The organism is Bradyrhizobium sp. CCBAU 25360 (assembly GCF_028128695.1).
GTDB classification, from domain to species: Bacteria; Pseudomonadota; Alphaproteobacteria; order Rhizobiales; family Xanthobacteraceae; genus Bradyrhizobium; species Bradyrhizobium ottawaense.
Genome location: NZ_LBJA01000040.1, coordinates 157966 through 176124, shown reverse-complemented (window position 1 = coordinate 176124; position 18159 = coordinate 157966). Strand labels below are relative to the sequence as shown.

The 18159-nt window shown below is 65.0% G+C and carries 16 protein-coding genes; 1 reads left to right on the top strand and 15 read right to left on the bottom strand.

Features of this window, described 5'->3' with window-relative positions:
- Positions 1–357 precede the first annotated feature (357 nt).
- From rpsO to rimP, 7 genes are all read right to left on the bottom strand, one after another.
- Entirely contained in the window at positions 358–627 is a 270-nt protein-coding gene (gene rpsO, locus XH81_RS20295) for a 30S ribosomal protein S15 (RefSeq protein WP_008131787.1), read from the bottom strand.
- 2 nt (positions 628–629) lie between these two features.
- The gene (gene truB, locus XH81_RS20290; RefSeq protein WP_028139506.1) at positions 630–1751 is read right to left on the bottom strand and encodes a tRNA pseudouridine(55) synthase TruB; all 1122 of its coding nucleotides are present in this window, start codon (positions 1749–1751) and stop codon (positions 630–632) included.
- Positions 1748–2194, bottom strand: coding sequence for a 30S ribosome-binding factor RbfA (gene rbfA / locus XH81_RS20285; RefSeq protein WP_018319415.1), 447 nt, complete (start codon positions 2192–2194; stop codon positions 1748–1750). The genes truB and rbfA overlap by 4 nt, the downstream gene beginning before the upstream one ends.
- Before the next feature lie 154 nt (positions 2195–2348).
- Positions 2349–5057: a translation initiation factor IF-2 gene (gene infB, locus XH81_RS20280; RefSeq protein WP_028139507.1), complete on the bottom strand. Its 2709-nt coding sequence runs from the start codon at positions 5055–5057 to the stop codon at positions 2349–2351.
- A gap of 69 nt (positions 5058–5126) precedes the next feature.
- A complete protein-coding gene (locus XH81_RS20275; protein ID WP_028139508.1) occupies positions 5127–5810 on the bottom strand; it encodes an RNA-binding protein in 684 nt (227 codons plus the stop codon).
- 23 nt (positions 5811–5833) lie between these two features.
- Positions 5834–7444: a transcription termination factor NusA gene (gene nusA / locus XH81_RS20270; protein ID WP_018319418.1), complete on the bottom strand. Its 1611-nt coding sequence runs from the start codon at positions 7442–7444 to the stop codon at positions 5834–5836.
- Between the two features lie 2 nt (positions 7445–7446).
- Positions 7447–8205 (bottom strand): ribosome maturation factor RimP, encoded by a 759-nt coding sequence (rimP, locus tag XH81_RS20265; RefSeq protein WP_028139509.1) that lies wholly within the window; start codon positions 8203–8205, stop codon positions 7447–7449.
- Positions 8206–8567: 362 nt separating this feature from the next.
- Here rimP and XH81_RS20260 point away from each other — a divergent pair, with 362 nt between their 5' ends.
- Entirely contained in the window at positions 8568–9650 is a 1083-nt protein-coding gene (locus XH81_RS20260; RefSeq protein WP_028139510.1) for a DUF2336 domain-containing protein, read from the top strand.
- Here the strand turns inward: XH81_RS20260 and trmB are convergent.
- From trmB to miaB, 8 genes are all read right to left on the bottom strand, one after another.
- Positions 9647–10357: a tRNA (guanosine(46)-N7)-methyltransferase TrmB gene (trmB, locus tag XH81_RS20255; RefSeq protein WP_028139511.1), complete on the bottom strand. Its 711-nt coding sequence runs from the start codon at positions 10355–10357 to the stop codon at positions 9647–9649. The genes XH81_RS20260 and trmB overlap by 4 nt on opposite strands.
- Entirely contained in the window at positions 10354–11511 is a 1158-nt protein-coding gene (locus XH81_RS20250; RefSeq protein ID WP_028139512.1) for a M20 family metallopeptidase, read from the bottom strand. Before XH81_RS20250 ends, trmB begins: the two co-directional genes overlap by 4 nt.
- 85 nt (positions 11512–11596) lie before the next feature.
- Entirely contained in the window at positions 11597–12010 is a 414-nt protein-coding gene (locus XH81_RS20245; RefSeq protein WP_028139513.1) for a helix-turn-helix domain-containing protein, read from the bottom strand.
- A gap of 221 nt (positions 12011–12231) precedes the next feature.
- Entirely contained in the window at positions 12232–13845 is a 1614-nt protein-coding gene (lnt, locus tag XH81_RS20240; protein ID WP_028139514.1) for an apolipoprotein N-acyltransferase, read from the bottom strand.
- Positions 13842–14960 carry a hemolysin family protein gene (locus tag XH81_RS20235; protein ID WP_028139515.1) on the bottom strand — a complete coding sequence of 373 codons (1119 nt, stop codon included), beginning with the start codon at positions 14958–14960 and terminating at the stop codon, positions 13842–13844. Before XH81_RS20235 ends, lnt begins: the two co-directional genes overlap by 4 nt.
- 1 nt (position 14961) lies before the next feature.
- Positions 14962–15471 carry an rRNA maturation RNase YbeY gene (ybeY, locus tag XH81_RS20230; RefSeq protein WP_028139516.1) on the bottom strand — a complete coding sequence of 170 codons (510 nt, stop codon included), beginning with the start codon at positions 15469–15471 and terminating at the stop codon, positions 14962–14964.
- Between the two features lie 60 nt (positions 15472–15531).
- On the bottom strand, positions 15532–16530 hold the full coding sequence (locus XH81_RS20225) for a PhoH family protein (protein WP_028139517.1): 999 nt from the start codon (positions 16528–16530) through the stop codon (positions 15532–15534).
- Positions 16531–16594: 64 nt separating this feature from the next.
- Positions 16595–17989 carry a tRNA (N6-isopentenyl adenosine(37)-C2)-methylthiotransferase MiaB gene (gene miaB / locus XH81_RS20220; RefSeq protein ID WP_271596346.1) on the bottom strand — a complete coding sequence of 465 codons (1395 nt, stop codon included), beginning with the start codon at positions 17987–17989 and terminating at the stop codon, positions 16595–16597.
- Positions 17990–18159 lie beyond the last annotated feature (170 nt).

Below are 18159 nucleotides of genomic sequence, written 5' to 3'. Positions count from 1 at the left end.
GTTCTCGAAAGAAGGACGGCTCGAAAAACAAAAACCATGCGCAAGATTGCGGGGCGCTGATCGAAGCGGGTGATCAGCGTCCTGCGATCCTGCCATGGTTTTTGGATTTCGGATGGCGTCCATCCTTTCGGGTCATACGGGCGCCTTGCCCGTTGTGCCCAGCCGCCGGATTGCTGCTGGACTGTCAGTCGGCACGAATGCGAACACCGAATTGCGATCTTCGCTCATCATGCCCGGATGCTGGCCGTCAACGGCCCGCATCCGACGTGCACGCAACCTCGATCAAAAAGCTTAAAATAAGCGCTTTCGTTCGAAACCACGTGCGAAAACGCGCGCCGTTGGCGCGCGCAAGAACTCTTAGCGACGAATGTTGTGCTTCTCGAGCAGCGCCTTGTAACGCGCCTCGTCCCGCTTCTTGAGGTAGTCGAGCAGCGAGCGGCGGGTCGAGACCAGCTTCAAGAGGCCGCGACGCGAATGGTTGTCCTTCACGTGGGTCTTGAAATGGTTGGTGAGGTTGTTGATGCGTTCCGACAGGATCGCGACCTGAACCTCGGGCGAGCCGGTGTCGCCGGCCTTGTTGGCATTCGTCTTGATGACTTCCGCTTTGCGTTCTGCGGCAATCGACATCGTCAATTTCTCTCGTTGCGACCGGGGCTGGCAGTCAGGCCGGTCAGGTTGAACACACGCTTGGGGATGATTTCGCCATTGCCGACTTCAGCAAGCGCGAGAAGACGGCCTGCCACCGTGACATAGACTGTGCCGCTACAAGTGGGCGCATCCCGTCCGCGCAACAAAACGGCCTGGCCCCGATGGAGCCTTGCCGCATCAGCCCGAGTGACGGCCAGTGCCGGGATGTCGTCCAGCGCGGTCTCAACGGGCATAAGCGCGTCCGCGAGGCTACCCTCGCCGGACGCGGCTCTATCGCACAAAGCCTCCAGCTGATCCAGCGGAATCATGTCGTTTTCGCCAAATGGGCCGACCAGGGTCCGCCTGAGCGCGCAGATATGGCCGTAAGTGCCGAGAATCCGGCCCATATCGCGGGCCAACGCCCGGACATAGGTGCCCTTGCCGCATTCGGCCTCGAACACGGCTCGGTCGTTATCCGGTTGATCCACAAGGGTTAAATGGTGAATTTCGACCGGACGGGCGGCCAGTTCCACGACCTCGCCGTCGCGGGCGAGGTCGTAGGCGCGCTCGCCCTGGACCTTGATCGCGGAATAGCGCGGTGGGATCTGCTCGATCACCCCGGTGAAGCGGGGCAACAGGGCCAGGATGGCCTCGCGGGTCGGACGCTGGTCGGAGGTCGCGGTCACCCGGCCCTCGATGTCGTCGGTGTCGCGCTCCTCGCCCCAGCACACCGTGAACTGGTAGCGCTTGCGGCCGTCCATGACGAAGGGAACGGTTTTGGTGGCTTCCCCGAGCGCGATCGGCAGCCCGCCCGAGGCGAGCGGATCGAGCGTGCCGGCGTGTCCGGCGCGCTTGGCGTTGAACAGGCGCTTGAGCACCGCAACCGCCTGCGTCGAGGTCATGCCGATCGGCTTGTCGAGCACGACCCAGCCATGGACGTCGCGCCGGTCGCGGCGAACCTGGTTGCCCTTCTGCCTGGCATTGGCACGCGGATCATTGTTGACGCGGCGCGGCTCCTGATGCGGCTGCGAATCGCCGCCGAGATCCGCAAAATTATTTTTCTGCACGTCGCGCTGATCGGCCTGTTCGCCGCTGATCGTGTCGTGAGCCGGGTCCATGGTCATCGTTCTTCTTCCCGATCCGTCTCCGGATCCTGTTCCAAATCCTGTTCGAGGTCCTTCTGAACTGCAGGTGTTCGCAAAAGCTTCTCGATCCGTTCCGCTTCGTCGAATCGTTCGTCGACGCGGAAACGAAGATCAGGTGCAAATTTCAGGTTAACGCGCCGCGCGACCTCGCCGCGCAGAAACTTCTTGTTGCGTTCGAGCGCAGCGATGACGACCGCGGTGTCGTGGCCACCGAGCGGCATCACATAGACTGTCGCGAGCTTCAGGTCGGGTGACATCCGCACCTCCGGCACGGTGATGATGTGACCTTCGAGATCCGCATCATGCACATTGCCTTGCGCCAGAATATCGGCCATCGCGTGGCGAACCTGCTCGCCGACGCGCAACTGACGTTGCGAGCCTCCGCCGGGTGCGGAATTTTTTTTCTGATGATGGCGTGGCATCTCGAAAATCACCTCGTCATGCCCGTGTTTGGGACACGGGCATTGTCATTTGTCCTGTTGAAACGAAGAGGGGTGGATGGCCGGAAAAAATCCGGCCATCGCACTCCCGCAATTTCAGCTCAAAAAGATCCGGGCGCTTCGGTAAGATTTGGACTTACAGGGAGCGCTGGATCGTCTCCACGCGGTAACACTCGATCACGTCACCGGCACGCATGTCGTGGTAGTTCTCGAAGGCCATGCCGCATTCCTGACCGGACTGGACTTCCTTCACTTCGTCCTTGAAGCGCTTCAGCGTCGACAGCTTGCCTTCGTGCACGACGACGTTGTCGCGGATCAGGCGCACATTGGCGCCGCGTTCCACGGTGCCGTCGGTGACGCGGCAGCCGGCGACCTTGCCGACCTTGGAGATGTTGAAGATCTCCAGGATGGAGGCATTGCCGAGCATGGTTTCGCGCAAGGTCGGCGCGAGCAAGCCGCTCATCGCCTTCTTCACGTCGTCCACGAGGTCGTAGATGATGTTGTAGTAGCGGATCTCGATGCCGTTGCGCTTGGCGGCCGCAGCGGCCTCCTTGTTGGCACGAACCGAGAAGCCGATGATCGCGGCGTTGAAGCCTTCGGCCAGCGTCACGTCGGATTCCGAGATGCCGCCGACGCCGGCATGCAGGATGCGGGCTGCGACTTCGTCGGTGCCGAGCTTCTCCAGCGAGCCGAGGATCGCTTCCAGCGAGCCCTGCACGTCGGCCTTGATGATCAGCGGGAATTCCTTGCGGCCCGCGGTCTTCAATTGCGACATCATCTGCTCGAGCGAGCCGCGCATGCCGGAGATCGAGGCCGCCGCGTTCTCGCGCTTCTGGTGCGCACGGTAGCTGGTGACCTGGCGGGCGCGGGCTTCGTTCTCGACCACGGCGAGACGATCGCCGGCTTCCGGCGGACCGTTGAAGCCGAGCACTTCGACCGGCACCGACGGACCCGCTTCCTGCACGGTCTCGCCCTGATCCGAGATCAGCGCGCGGACGCGGCCCATCTCGGCGCCTGCGACGATGATGTCGCCGACCCGAAGCGTGCCGCGCTGGACCAGCACGGTCGCGACCGGACCGCGGCCGCGGTCGAGCTTGGCTTCGATCACGGTGCCCTCGGCCGGCCGTTCCGAATTGGTCTTGAGGTCGAGGATATCTGCCTGGAGCGCGATCATCTCGAGCAGCTTGTCGAGATTGGTCTTGTTCTTGGCGGACACTTCGACGTCGACGACTTCGCCGCCGAAGGATTCCACCTGCACCTCGTGCTGGAGCAGCTCGGTGCGCACGCGCTCGGGCTTGGCGTCGGGCTTGTCGATCTTGTTGATGGCAACGATGATCGGCACCCGCGCCGCCTTGGCGTGGTTGATGGCTTCGATCGTCTGCGGCATGACGCCGTCATCGGCCGCAACCACCAGCACGACGATGTCGGTCACCTTGGCGCCGCGGGCGCGCATCGCGGTGAACGCGGCGTGGCCGGGCGTGTCGATGAAGGTGATCTTCTTGCCGCTTTCGGGCGACAGCACCTGATAGGCGCCGATATGCTGGGTGATGCCGCCGGCTTCGCCGGAGACGACGTTGGCATGACGGAGCGCGTCGAGCAGCGAGGTCTTGCCGTGGTCGACGTGACCCATGACGGTCACCACGGGCGAACGGGTCTCGGTGTCGGTCGAATCGTCGGTGGCGTCGAACAGACCTTCTTCAACGTCGGACGCAGCAACGCGCTTGACGGTGTGGCCGAGCTCCTCGGCAATGAGCTGCGCGGTGTCGGCGTCGATCACGTCGGTGATCTTGTGCATCGCGCCCTGCTTCATCAGCATGCGGATGACGTCGACCGCGCGCTCGGCCATGCGGTTGGCGAGTTCCTGGATCGTGATCGCTTCCGGAATGACCACCTCGCGGATGAGCTTTTCCTTCGGCTCGTTCGCGGCATGGCCCTTCAGGCGTTGGGTGCGGCGGCGGAACGAGGCGATCGAGCGCTCGCGCACGTCGTCGGCATTGAATGCGGTCACGACCGTCAGGCGGCCGCGCTCCTTCTGCGGGCCGGGCTTGTGGGTGGGCTTGGGGGCTACTACGGGACGCGCGGCGCCGCCGGGGCCGCGGCGGATCTGGCGCGGACCATCGTCCTCGTCCGGGCCGGCAGCAACCGCGGGAGCGCGGCCCAACGGGCCACCTGCCGGTCTCGCTGTGGTCGTTCCGGGGCGCGCGGTCGATGTTCCCGGGCGTGCCGTGGTGGTGCCGGGGCGCGCGGCGGGGGCGCCGGTGCGCGGCGCCGGAGTGGCCGGGGCGGCGGCTGCGGGGCGCGGCGCGGATGCCGGCTGCTCGCCTTCGCCAAAACGCTTCTTGGCCTCGGTCTCTGCCTTGCGCTTGGCTTCGTCCTCGTGACGGTGACGCTCTTCCTCGGCCTTGCGGCGGGATTCGGCAGCTTCGCGCTCGACGCGTTCCGCGGCTTCGCGAACAGCGCGGCGCTGGGCCTCTTCCTCGGCCTGGCGGCGCTCTTCGACTTCGCGCACCTTGGCATCGGCCAGCGCGCTGGCGCGGGCGGAACGTTCGTCCTCGGTCAGCGTGCGCAGCACCACGCCGGATCCGGCGTTACGCGGCGGCGCGGGGCGCGACGGAGCGGGCGTCGGAGTTGGCGCGGCCGGCGCTGGCTTCGCGACGACCGTGGGAGCCTGTGGTTCGGCACTGCCGTCGATGCGGCGCTTGCCGCGCTTCTCGACCACGACCTGCTTGCTGCGGCCATGGCTGAAGCTCTGGCGGACAGTGCCCGTTTCGACGCGCGGCTTGAGCGATAGCGTCTTGCTCGGAACGCTCAGCTTCTTGTCGTCAGGGGTCTTGGTATCAACCATTCAGCAGTCCTAATCCTGATTTATCAGTGTTGTGCGTTGCCGCACCGTCCTATCGGGTCGTCGTATCTCTCAGAAATCCTGGCCGGGCTTTTCGGCAGTCTTGTCAGCGTCCGCCATCCGGTATCGGACCAGCATCTGGCTACGTGACAGGAATGACCTGCTCGCCGGGCCCGCGAGCAGGGCAGCATGTATCACATTTGACCGGGTCAGTGCCAAATCCAATTCTAACGATTTCAGCGCGGTGACGACGGGAATCTGCGGCTTGGCGCCGCGATTTCCGGCATTTTGACGCGCCAGCATGTCCAATTTGCGGATTCCGTCCGCGGCCCCGTCGCTGGCGTGGATCAGGACCCCGGCCGTGCCTTCCCGAAGGGCGCTTTCGACCTTGCCGAAGCCGGCCACGACCTGGCCCGCTTTGGCGGCGATCCCAAGGGCTTCCGTCACGCTCCGAACCAGGAGCGCCTCAATATCGGCAGGAAGCGTCTGAGGGATGCGCAGCTCGCGCTTGAAGGCCTTGCTAAATTGGTGACGCCGGACGGCTTCCGCAACCACCCCGCGGGAGGCGGCGAGCCACATGCCGCGTCCGGGCAGCTTGCGCTTGAGATCTGGAACTACGTCGCCTTGCGGCGAAATGACGAAGCGGATCAGTTCGTCGATCGGCCGGACCTGCCGACTGACCGCGCACATCCGCATGGTCGCGGACCTTTCGGTCCGCGGTCCATGGTCGAGTTCGGGGTCAGTATCGGTGAGCATCCGGGCGACATTCTCCTTTGCCCTTAAGCCGGCTGATCTTCGGTCGCCTCAGCCTCCTCAGCGGGCTTGGCCAGATCGGCCTCGGTGATCCAGCCGGCCTTGACGCGGGCCTGCATGATCATCGCCTCGGCATCGTCACGGGAGATGTCGATACCGTCGAGCGCGCCGGGGAACTTGGTCTGCTCGCCGCCTTCCTTGCGTTCGGTCCAGCCGACCAGATCGTCGGTGGCGCAGCCGGCGAGGTCGTCGACCGTCTTGATGTCGTTCTCGCCGAACTTCACCAGCATCTTGGAGGTGACGCCGGGGACGTCCTTGACGGCGTCCTCGACACCGAGCTCCTTGCGCCTGGCCTCGATCTCAGCTTCCTGCTGCTCGAGATATTCGCGGGCACGGCTCTGGAGCTCCTGCGCGGTCTCCTCGTCGAAGCCCTCGATGCCTGCGAGTTCCTTGAGGTCCACCATGGCGAGTTCTTCGACCGAGGTGAATCCTTCGGACGCCAGCAGCTGGCCGACCACTTCGTCGACGTTGAGCGATTCCATGAAGACGCGGGTGGAGTTCTCGAAGTCGGCCTGGCGGCGCTCCGATTCCTCCTGCTCGGTCAGGATGTCGATGTCCCAACCGGTGAGCTGCGAGGCCAGACGCACGTTCTGGCCGCGGCGGCCGATCGCCAGCGAAAGCTGGTTGTTGGTGTCGGGCACGACGACCTCGATGCGCTCGCGGTCTTCGTCGATGACGACCTTGGACACTTCGGCCGGCGCCAGCGCGTTGACCACGAAGGTCGCGATGTCGGGCGACCACGGAATGATGTCGATCTTCTCGCCCTGCAATTCGTTCACCACGGCCTGCACGCGCGAGCCGCGCATACCGACGCAGGCGCCGACCGGATCGACCGAGGAATCGCGGGAAATCACGCCGATTTTCGCGCGCGAGCCCGGATCGCGGGCAACCGCCTTGATCTCGACGATGCCGTCATAAATCTCCGGCACTTCCTGCGCGAACAGCTTCGCCATGAACTGCGGATGGGTGCGGGAGAGGAAGATCTGCGGACCGCGGGTCTCGCGGCGGACGTCGAAGATGTAGGCGCGGACGCGGTCGCCGTTGCGGAAAACTTCGCGCGGCAGCATCTCGTCACGGCGGATGATGGCTTCGCCGCGGCCGAGATCGACGATCACGCTGCCATATTCGACGCGCTTGACGACGCCGTTGACGATGTCGCCGATGCGATCCTTGAACTCCTGATATTGCCGGTCGCGCTCGGCCTCGCGCACCTTCTGCACGATGACCTGCTTGGCCGATTGCGCGGCGATGCGGCCATATTCCAGCGGCGGCAGGGTGTCGGCGATGGTGTCGCCGACCTGGGCGCCGGGATTGGCGCGCTGCGCGTCCACCAGCGAGATCTGGTTGGAATGGTTTTCGACCTTCTCGACGACCAGCATGTGGCGCGACAGCCGCAGCTCGCCCTTCTTCGGGTCGATCTCGGCGTGAACGTCAGTTTCGCTGCCGTAACGTGCCCGGGCCGCCTTGGCGATGGCGTCCTCCATCGCCGCGATGACGATGCCGCGGTCGATCGATTTCTCGCGCGCAACGGCATCGGCGATCTGGAGCAACTCAAGTCGATTGGCGCTGACTGCCATGGCTAGTCTCCTTCGTCAGGCTCGATCTCGCCCCGTCGCGCGCGTTCGGCGGCCAGGCGATGTTTCTTCGTATTGGTCGGGGCCGGCTTCTTTTTTTGCGGCTTGGTGTTCTTGGTGATCTTCGCGCTGATCTCCGCGTGCGGTGCCGCCGGCGGCTCGATGCCGAGGTTCCGGCGCATCTGGCGCTCCTCGGCCTTGCCGCGGCGCATCGATTCCGCGATCAGATCGTCGGTCAGCACCAGCCGAGCTTCACCAATATCTTCCATCGTCAGGAGAACGTCGGGATTATCGCTCGCCTTGGCGTCGTCGCGACGCAGGTGCACGCGGTCGCCCTCGACGGCGCCGATCATGCCGCGGAACCGCTTGCGCCCCTCATGGGCAACCGCCATCTCGATCTTCACCAGATGGCCGCAATAGCGCTCGAAATCGGAACGGCGGACCAGCGGCCGGTCGATGCCCGGCGAGGAAATTTCCAGCCGGTAGGCGCGATCGATGGGGTCGGCGACATCGAGCACCGGCGACAGCGCCCGCGAGATCGCCTCGCAGTCCTCGAGTTGCATCGAGCCGTCCGGCCGCTCCGCCATGATCTGCACGGTGCAGCCGGCTTCCCCGGAAATGCGGATCCGCACCAGGCGGTAACCCATGCCCTCGAGCACCGGCGCTGCGACCGCAGACACACGTGCCGCCACGCCCGGCTCGACCACGAGCCTCGGCTCGGCCAGCAACTCGGCATCCGTGGAACCAGTGTTCGGTTCGGTCATATCAGGGGTCAAGGCGCTCGATGGTTAAGGCTTGGTTACGATTTTCAAAGCCCGCTTCGGAACTCCCCGACAGCGCGTCGGGCCGCATCTTCCGCCAAGCCGCGTTCGGGTAATAAAAAAGAGCGGGTCCTTTCGGGCCCACTCTCACTACGCGGATCGTATGAGAAGATGAATTGGCGCTGATATAGCGCTTTCTGTCCTCCCGGACAAGGCCCATCGCGGGCCAGACGAGGCTTTTTGCGCCCGATTCGCGGCGCCCCGGGCCTAACGCTTCCTTCACCTCGGGGGGCTAAATTCCCTGATTGTGGGGCGGCTTGGACCAAGGGCGCGCCCGCGGCGTGCCCCGTACGAGTTGCGTTTTCATGACCGTTGCCACGTCGCTCATTCCCGGACTGGACGATATCGTCAAACGCGGTGATCCGCGGCGACGCGGCGAAATCGCGCGCGCCATCTCCGAATTGTTCTTCCAGGATTCCGCCAATCTTCGGCCCGAGCTCATCGATCTCTTCGACAACCTCCTGATCGATCTCGTCCCGCATGCGGAGCTTGCCTCGCGCGTCGACCTCGCCGAGCGCTTCTCGCACCTGAACAACGCGCCGCCGCATCTGGTCAATCAACTCGCGCGCGAGAACGAGATCATGGTGGCCGGCCCCGTGCTGCGCCGCTCGCCCGTGCTCGATGACGCCGCGCTGGTCGAGATCGCGCGGCTGAAGGGCCAGGGGCATTTGCTGGCGATGACGGAGCGCCCCGCTTTGTCTCCCGTCATCACCGACGTGCTGGTGGAGCGCGGCGACCGCGACGTGGTGCGCCGCGCCGCGGGCAATGCCGGTGCGGTGTTCTCGCCCGGCAGCTATTCCGAGCTGATCAAGCGTGCGGCGCAGGACGGCGTGCTGACGCTCAAGATCGGCCAGCGCCGTGATCTCTCGGGCGAGAACCTGAAACAGCTTCTCGACGGCACGCTCGACGTCATCCGCCGCCGGCTCTCCAGCGTGGTCAATCCCGCGCGCCAGGTCGAGATCAAGCGCGCGATGGTGGCCATCGAGGAGGCCGCGCTGCCGCCGGGACCACGGCGCGATTTCTCCGCGGCCCAGCGCACGGTGCTGGCGTTGCATCGCGAGGGCCATCTCGGCGAGAGCGCACTGCTCGGCTTCGCCAAGGCGAACAAATACGAGGAATCCATCGCCTCGCTTTCGGCGATGTCCGGCGTCCGCCTCTCGGTCCTCGACCGCCTGATCGCAGGCGACCGCTACGACCCGATCCTCATTCTCGGCCGCGTGCTGAATCTCGGCTGGCCCACGGTGCGCGCGCTCATCCTGCTCTGGTACGGTCCGCACCGCACGCCGGCCGATGCCGATATCGAGGCCGCACGCGTCAACTTCATGCGCCTGATGCCGACGACCGCCGAGCGCGTCGTCAATTTCTGGCGCAACCGGCAGACGATCTAGAGTCGTCTGAATCGCAAATACGCCGCCTTCCGTCCTTCGCGCGCGGCCTTTCGGCCGTAGCGCGTCATGGTGTAGCCCGCCCACTGCTGTCTGAAGTCGTCGGCGCGCTCGGCAAGCCAGACGAAATCCTGCGAACGCGCAAGATGCGACAGCGTCCAGGCGCAGTAATCGTCGATGTCGCAGACGAAGCGGAATTCGCCGTTCGGCTTCAGCACGCGCGCCATCGCGGCGATGGTCCTGTCCTGGACGAAGCGCCGTTTCCAGTGCCGCCGCTTCGGCCAGGGATCGGGATGGATCAGGTCGATCCGCGACAGCGATGCCTTGGGCAGCCAGGCCAGCAGCTCGGCGGCATCGCCTGCGAACAGACGGATGTTGCCGATGTTGGCGGCCTCGATCTGCGCGAGGATCTTGGCCATGCCGTTGACATAGGGCTCGCAGCCGATGAAGCCTGTCGTGGCGAAGCTTTGTGCCTCGGCCGTCAGATGCTCGCCGCCGCCGAAGCCGATCTCGAGCCGCACGTCTTCGGTCGTAGGGCCAAAGATCTCGCCTGCATCCGCCGGCGTCTCACCGTCGATGTCGAGCGCCAGATGCGGCAGCAGTTGACCAATCAGCTCGGCCTGGTGCTGCCTGAGCTTGTGACCCTTGCGGCGCCCGAAGAACGCGCGCTCGCTGTCATCGCGATCGGGGTCTGATTTGCGCTCGCTCATCGCAGCGTCTGGTACAGGCGATGGAGCAGCCGCGCGCGCGGCGCGAGCGAGGAGACATAGAGCTGCTCATAATGAGTGTGCGCGCCCTTGCCGTCGACGCCGAGTCCGTCAAGCGTCGCGGTGTGGGCCGCGGTGAAATTGCCGTCCGAGCCGCCGCCGGTGTGGGTGTCCACCAGCTCGAAGCCGATCTCGCCGGCGAGCGTCTTCGCGTGTTCGTACAGCGAGGCGCCCGCGTTGCTCTTCTCGTAGGGCGGACGATTGAGCTCGCCGGTGACCGTGACGGTGACGCCGTCGGTCTTCGACGTCAGCCCAAGGATCTTGCCGACGAACTCCTCTGCGTCCTTGAGGCTCAGCACGCGCAGATCGACTTCGGCATAGGCCTCTTCCGGCGTGACGTTGGGGCGCGTGCCGCCACGCACCACGCCGACATTGACACTGACGCCGCGTGTCAGGTCGTTCATCCCTTCCAGGGCGAGGATGACGTTACCGAGCTCGCGCACGGCGCTGCGGCCGTCTTCCGGCCGCGAGCCGGCATGCGCGGGCACGCCCTTGATGAATACCTTGAAGCGTCCGACGCCCTTGCGACCGGTGACGATCTTGCCGCCATCGCGCGCCGGCTCCGTCACCAGCACGTATTTGGCCTTGCGCCCTTCCGTCTCGATGAGTGCGCGCGAGGTGGGACTGCCGATCTCCTCGTCGGAGGTGAACAAATGCGTGATGCCGAGCGGCGAGCGATCGACTGTGGCACACAGTGCGCGAAACGCGTGATGGGCGATGTAGGCGCCGCCCTTCATGTCGTAGATGCCGGGACCGTACGCGACGTCGCCTTCGACCTTGAACGGCAGGCGCTCGATGAATCCCATGGGATGGACGGTGTCGAGGTGGCTCAGCACCAGGATGCCCGGCCGGTCCTGCCCCCAATTCGAACGCGCCATGAGATGATCGCCGCAGCCATCGACGCCGGCGACGCGTTCGAGCGTGACAGGCAGATCGCGGTATTGCTCCGCGACCATCGAGATCAGCCTGTTGACTTGTTCGGGCGCTTCCGTCGGCGTCTCGACCTCCACCCAGCGGCGGATGCCATCGAGAATAGTTTGGGTATCGAACCAATTGGAGCTGGCCATGGACGCATCTGTGCCTTTGAATCGCATCATCGAAGCGGACGCGCATCAAAGCGCGGCCACAAATGACGACATAGGCCAGATTTGACGCGGTCTCAAATCGCCATTCTGATGGCGATCAGCGCTTGTCGGGACCTTCGCGAGCCGCAATCTGCTCGACGAGATCGACGATCGAGCGGCGCATCTTCGAATCGGTGATTCGCGTGAACGCCTTGGTCAGGGCAAGTCCTTCCGACGTCGCGAGAAAGTCCGACACATAGGAAGGCGAGGCGCCTTCTGCGAAGCCGTCCGGACCCGGCACGCCGCTCGGGCCGCCCTCGAACAGGAACGACACCGGCACCTGGAGGATTTCGGCGATCTGCTGGATACGGCTCGCGCCGACCCGGTTCGTACCCTTCTCGTATTTCTGGATCTGCTGGAAAGTCAGGCCCAAAGCTTCACCGAGCTTTTCCTGGCTCATGCCCAACATGATGCGGCGCATACGCACGCGACTGCCGACATATTTGTCAACAGGGTTGGGCGCTTTCGACATTTCCTCAGCCCTCCAAACACCACCTTCAGCGCAATCAACTGGAGTGCCTCAGGTGCAAGCATCGTCAAATCAGACCCTCTTATTGGGAAACATTGCGGAGAAATTTAGCAATGCCCACTGTCTTTTGCAGCCGGTGCAGAATGGGGAGCCCATGTGCAGTCTGTCAACCGTGGGACTACGGTTGTCAAAAGCTTCCGGCCGCCTCCGCGGCGACGGTGCGATCAGGCCTTCCGCTTGGTGACACGTCGGCGGACCGCCAGAATCACGGCCAGCGCGACGAGCATGGCAGCCGGCACATCGCCCACCCGCGCATAGACCGTCGGTGATATCGCGGCAGGCAGGCTTGCATCCAAAATGCCTTCGATGCCGAGACCGAGGCTGGCGACGGTGCGGCCCACCGGATCGATCACCGCGGAGATACCGGTATTGGCGGAGCGGACCAGCGGCAATCCGAGCTCGATCGCGCGCATGCGCGACTGCTCGAGATGCTGATGGGGGCCGGTCGAAATGCCGAACCAACCGTCATTGGTGAGGTTCACGATCCAGCCCGGACGTTCGTTGCGTCCAGCCACCTCGCCGGGAAAAATTGCCTCGTAACAGATCAGCGGTAGCGCGGGCGGCGCGCCGGGCACCTGCAGCGCATGCCGCACCGTGCCGGGAATGAAGCCGCCGCGCACACGCGTCAGTTGCTCGAAACCGAGCTTCTCCATCAGTGCCTGGTAGGGAAGAAATTCTCCGAACGGCACCAAATGCAACTTGTCGTACACTGCGAGCACGCTGCCATCGTGATCGATCACGTAGATCGAATTATAGGCACGCGTGATCGGCGTGCCCCGCGGCAGGTCGGGCGCGCGGACCGAACCCGTGATCAGCACCGTGCCCTTGGGCAGTAGATCGGCGATCTGCGCCATCGCATCGGCTTCGCGGGTCAGGAAGAACGGAAAGGCCGATTCCGGCCAGATCAGGATGGTGGCATCGCGCACGCCGGTCGATTGCGGGCCGGAGGCGCGGTCCGACAGCGCCAAATATTTTTTCATCACCTCCGACTTGGCGGCATAATTGAATTTGGCGTCCTGCTGCAGGTTCGGTTGCATCAGGCGCAGCTTGGCGCCTGAGACCATCGTGGTTGGATGCAGCGACAGGCGGATCGCGCCGAAGATGCTCATGACAACCAGGAGCGCAATTGCGGCCGCCGGCACGCGCCACGCCAGGCGGCGATCGGGCGTGCGGTCGATCAGCGTCGCGGGGCTCGCGAAGATCGCAACCGTCAGGAACGTCATGCCCCACAGGCCGACCAGCGACGCCGTCTGCGCCAGCGGCAGCGGCTCGGACAGGGCATAGCCGAACGCGTTCCAGGGAAAGCCGGTCAGCAGGTGACCGCGCAGCCATTCGCTGATTGTGATGCTTGCCGCAAGCGCAAGCACGCGCGTGGCGTTCTTGGTCCAGAGCAGGCGTGCCAGCGCAAAGCCGATGGCCGTGAAGATGGACAGATAAGCAGGCAGGCCGAGCACGGCGAACGGCGTCAGCCAGGCGAATACATCGGCCTCGACGAAGAAGGCGTAGCCGATCCAGTAGAGGCCGGGGACGAAATAGCCGAGCCCGAACCAGTAGCCGGTCAGCGCCGCGGCTGGGACGCCGCCGTAGCGTCCGGCGCCGGCGCCGTCGATCAGCCAGACCAGTACCGGGAAGGTGATGAACAGCACCGGGAAGAGGTTGAACGGCGCCAGCGCCAGCACGGACAGCGCTCCGCACCCCATGGCGATGACGGCGCGCTTCCATCCCCAGGCGAGGATGATGGCAAGCGCAATCTGTCGAAGTCGCTGGAACGGACTCACTGTTGGCCGGTCCCGTCGCTTGGCGGCGGGGTGGGCGTGTCGTTGGCCGGCGATTGACCGCTGTCCGGCGTAGCCTCGCGGCGCCGGCTCTCGCGCTGAGTGCGCGGCGCGGGACGCTCCTTCCGCGTCGAGATGCGCAGCCGCTTGACGCGGCGCGGATCGGCATCAAGCACCTCGATCTCGTAATTGCCGGGACCCGAGATCACCTCGCCGCGCACCGGCAGGCGCCCGACGAAGCTGACGAGATAGCCGCCGAGCGTCTCCACTTCCTCACCGGCCTCGCCGGTGACGAAATCCTCACCGATCACCGAGCGGACGTCGTCGAGGCTGGCGCGGGCGTCGGCGATGAAGGCATTGTCGGGCAGGCGTACGATCGAGGGCGGCTCGTCGCTGTCGTGCTCGTCGTCGATCTCGCCGACGATCTGCTCGACGATGTCCTCGAGCGAAACCAGCCCGTCGCTGCCGCCATATTCGTCGACCACCAGCGCGAGGTGAATGCGCGTGGCCTGCATCTGCGCGAGCAGGTCGATCGCCCGCATCGACGGCGGCACATAGAGCAGCTTGCGGATGATGCGCGCTTCCTCGAGCGGCAGCGCCAGATCGACGGCGCGGAGGTCGAGCCCGGCTGGCAGCGGCTTCTTGCGCTTGGTCTTGGTGGCTTCCGACACGCGCGCACGCGCGGTCATGAACGCGAGCAGGTCGCGGATATGGACGATGCCGACGGGATCATCGAGCGTCTCGTTGTAGACCACGAGGCGCGAATGGCCGGCGCTCTCGAAGCGGTCCATCAACTCGCCGAGCGGGATGTCGCGCTTCACCGCGATGACGTCGGCGCGATGGACCATGACGTCGGCGATGCGGCGCTCGTGCAGACCGAGGATGTTGCGCAGCATGGTGCGCTCGACCGCCGAGAAGCCGGTGTCGTCGGGCGTCGTCGCGTCGAGCACGACCTGGAGGTCGTCGCGCACCGATCCCGCCTTCCAGCCGAACAGCGTGCGGATGGCGCGCAAGAGCCAGCCATCGGCGGTCGGGCGCATCACCTCGCCCTGAGTCACCACGGCCGGCAGATTGGCCGTGTGGCGCGGGTTGTCTTGAATCGGGTCGGAGTCCGGCATCTCAGTGTGTCCCTGCGCGGTCTGCATAGGGATCGGGAATTCCAAGGTGAGCCAGGATCTGCGTCTCCAGGGCCTCCATCTCCTCGGCGTCGCCGTCGTTCTCGTGGTCGTAGCCGATCAGATGCAGGAAGCCGTGCACGGCGAGATGGCTCAAATGGTGGTCGAACGGCTTGTGTTCCTCGTCCGCCTCGCGCCGCATGGTCTCGTAGGCGATCGCGATATCGCCGAGCATGCGCGGCGCATCGCCCGGCTTCCATTCGCCCTCCGGCTGGAGCGCGGGAAACGACAGCACGTTGGTCGGCTTGTCGATGCCGCGCCAGTTGCTGTTGAGGGTGCGGATGCCGGCATCATCGGTCAGCATCACCGCCACTTCCGCCTCGGCGACGTCTTCGTCGACACTCTCAGCGGCGGCCGCAACCGCGCGCTGGATCACGGCTTCGGAATCGGGCTCGCGCTGCCAGCAATCGGCGACGACGAGGACCTCGGTCATGGGAAGATTGGGATGGGACATTGTGTTGTCTGGGACGAAAGGGCGCCGTGTCCGCGCCCTCTGGGTCCGGCTGTTGCCTCGTCAGGATTTGCCGGCGGCCGGCCGCTGCGGCGAGCCTTCGTAGGCGGCGACGATCCGCGCCACGAGTTCGTGGCGGATCACGTCCTCGGCTTTGAAATGAACCTGGGCGATGCCCTCGACGCCGCCCAGGAGGCGGGTCGCTTCGGCCAGGCCCGAGGTCTGGCCGTTCGGCAGGTCGATCTGCGAGGGATCGCCGGTCACGATCATACGGCTGTTCTCGCCGAGGCGCGTCAAAAACATCTTCATCTGCATCGACGTGGTGTTCTGCGCCTCGTCCAGGATGATGGCGGCGTTGGTGAGGGTGCGGCCGCGCATGAAGGCGAGCGGCGCGATCTCGATCTCGCCGGTCTGGAGCGCGCGCTCGACGATGCGCGCATCCATGAGATCGTAGAGGGCGTCGTAGATCGGGCGAAGATAAGGATCGACCTTCTCGCGGAGATCGCCGGGCAGGAAGCCGAGCCGCTCGCCGGCTTCCACCGCCGGACGCGACAGGATGATCTTGTCGACCTCCTTGCGCTCGAACAGTTGCGCGGCATGCGCGACCGCGAGCCAGGTCTTGCCGGTGCCGGCCGGGCCGATGCCGAACACCAGCTCGTGGCGCTTCAGCGCGCGGATATAGGAGTCCTGCGCGGCGGTGCGTGCGCGCACCGGACGCTTGCGCAGATTGATGCTGTCGAAGGTGGCCGATTTGGCCGATTTGGCGTCGAACTCGAACAGTGAGCCCTGGGCGATGACCGCGCGAATCGCGCCCTCAACCTCGCCCTGGTCGAGATCCTGCCCCTTCACGGCCTGCGCGTAGAGCATCTCCAGCACGCGGCGTGCGGCGTCGCAGCCGTCGCGCGTGCCGCCGATCGTGATGTGGTTGCCCTTGGAATCGACGACGACGCCGAGCCGCCGCTCGATCTGCGCCAGATGCTGGCCGTAGGGGCCGACCAGCGCGGAAGCGGCGCGGTTGTCGTCGAAGTCGATGACGACCTGGGTCTCGGGCGGAACTTGCATGTCGCGGTCAAATTTGCGGCTGGGAGCGAGAGAAGACGAATCCGATGCGCTTTTTGGCAAGGGTTCAGGCTCCGATGGCTGGCGATAAAGCGGGCTCGCGCGCCCCACGCGGCGTCACGAGCTCACCGAGAAAGCTGTAGCGTTCGAGGCTGTCGATCCTGACAGGCAGGATTTGTCCGATGATGTCGGGCGAGGCCATCACGTGGGCGGGCTGCAGGAATGCGGTGCGGCCGACGATCTGGCCGTCCCTGCGGGCCGGACGCTCGAACAGCACGTCGACCGTTGAGCCAATCGCAGCCTTGTTGAAGGCCGATTGCTGGCTGTCGATCAGTTCCTGGAGCCGCTCCAATCGCTGGTCCATCTCGGCGGGGGACACCGTCTCCTGCATGTCCGCGGCCGGCGTTCCCGGCCGGGCGGAGTATTTGAACGAATAAGCCGCAGCGTAGCCGATTTGCGTGACAAGCGCGAGGGTGGCGAGAAAATCTTGCTCGCCCTCGCCGGGGAAGCCCACGATAAAATCTGATGAAAAAGCAATGTCTTGGCGCGCGGCGCGGAAACGGTCGATGACCCGCCGGTAATCATCGGCGGTATGTTTCCGGTTCATGGCGGCCAGAATGCGGTCCGAGCCCGACTGCACCGGCAGGTGCACGAACGGCATCAGGGCACCGAGATCGCGATGGGCTGCAATGAGGCTGTCGTCGACGTCGCGCGGGTGGCTGGTCGAATAGCGCAGCCGCGCGATGCCGGGAATTGTCGCCAGATGCTCGAGCAGCCTGCCGAGCGGCCAGGTTTTTCCGTCCGGTCCGTCGCCATGATAGGCGTTGACGTTCTGTCCGATCAGCGTCAGCTCGCGCACGCCGTTGTCGGCAAGCCGCTTCACGTCGTCGACGATCTTGGCGACAGGGCGCGAGACTTCCGAACCGCGCGTATAGGGTACGACGCAGAAGGTGCAGAACTTGTCGCAGCCTTCCTGCACCGTGACGAAAGCGGAAATGCCGCGCGCGCGGATCGCGTCGGGCTTGGGCTGAGCCAGGAAGCCGAACTTCTCCTGGGCGGGAAACTCGGTCTCGATCGCGCGGCCTTCATTGCCGGCGCGCTTCAGCAGCTCCGGCAGGTGATGATAGCTCTGCGGTCCCACCACGACGTCCACGACAGGCGCTCGGCGCACGATCTCCTCGCCCTCGGCCTGCGCGACGCAGCCCGCGACCGCGATTTGCATCGCGCGGCCCGCGCGCGCGGCCTCGTCCTTGGCGACACGCAATCGGCCCAGCTCGGAGTAGACCTTTTCGGAGGCCTTCTCGCGGATGTGGCAGGTGTTGAGGATGACGAGATCGGCGTCTTCAGCGCTGGCCGTCTCCACGAATCCTTCCGGAGCCAGCGTGTCCACCATGCGCTGCGCATCGTAGACGTTCATCTGGCAGCCATATGATTTGATGTGCAGCTTGCGCGGCGGCGTCATGGAACCCGGAATTGTGGTGGAGAACGGCCCTCAGATATAGGTTGGAGGGACGAAAATCCAGCGAATGGAGCCTCCTGGGCCGTCATTCCGGGGTGCGATGCAGTCGTGCCCCGGAATCCGGAGGTTTTGGGCGAGATTCCGGCTTCACGCGCTCTGCACGTGCCCTGGAA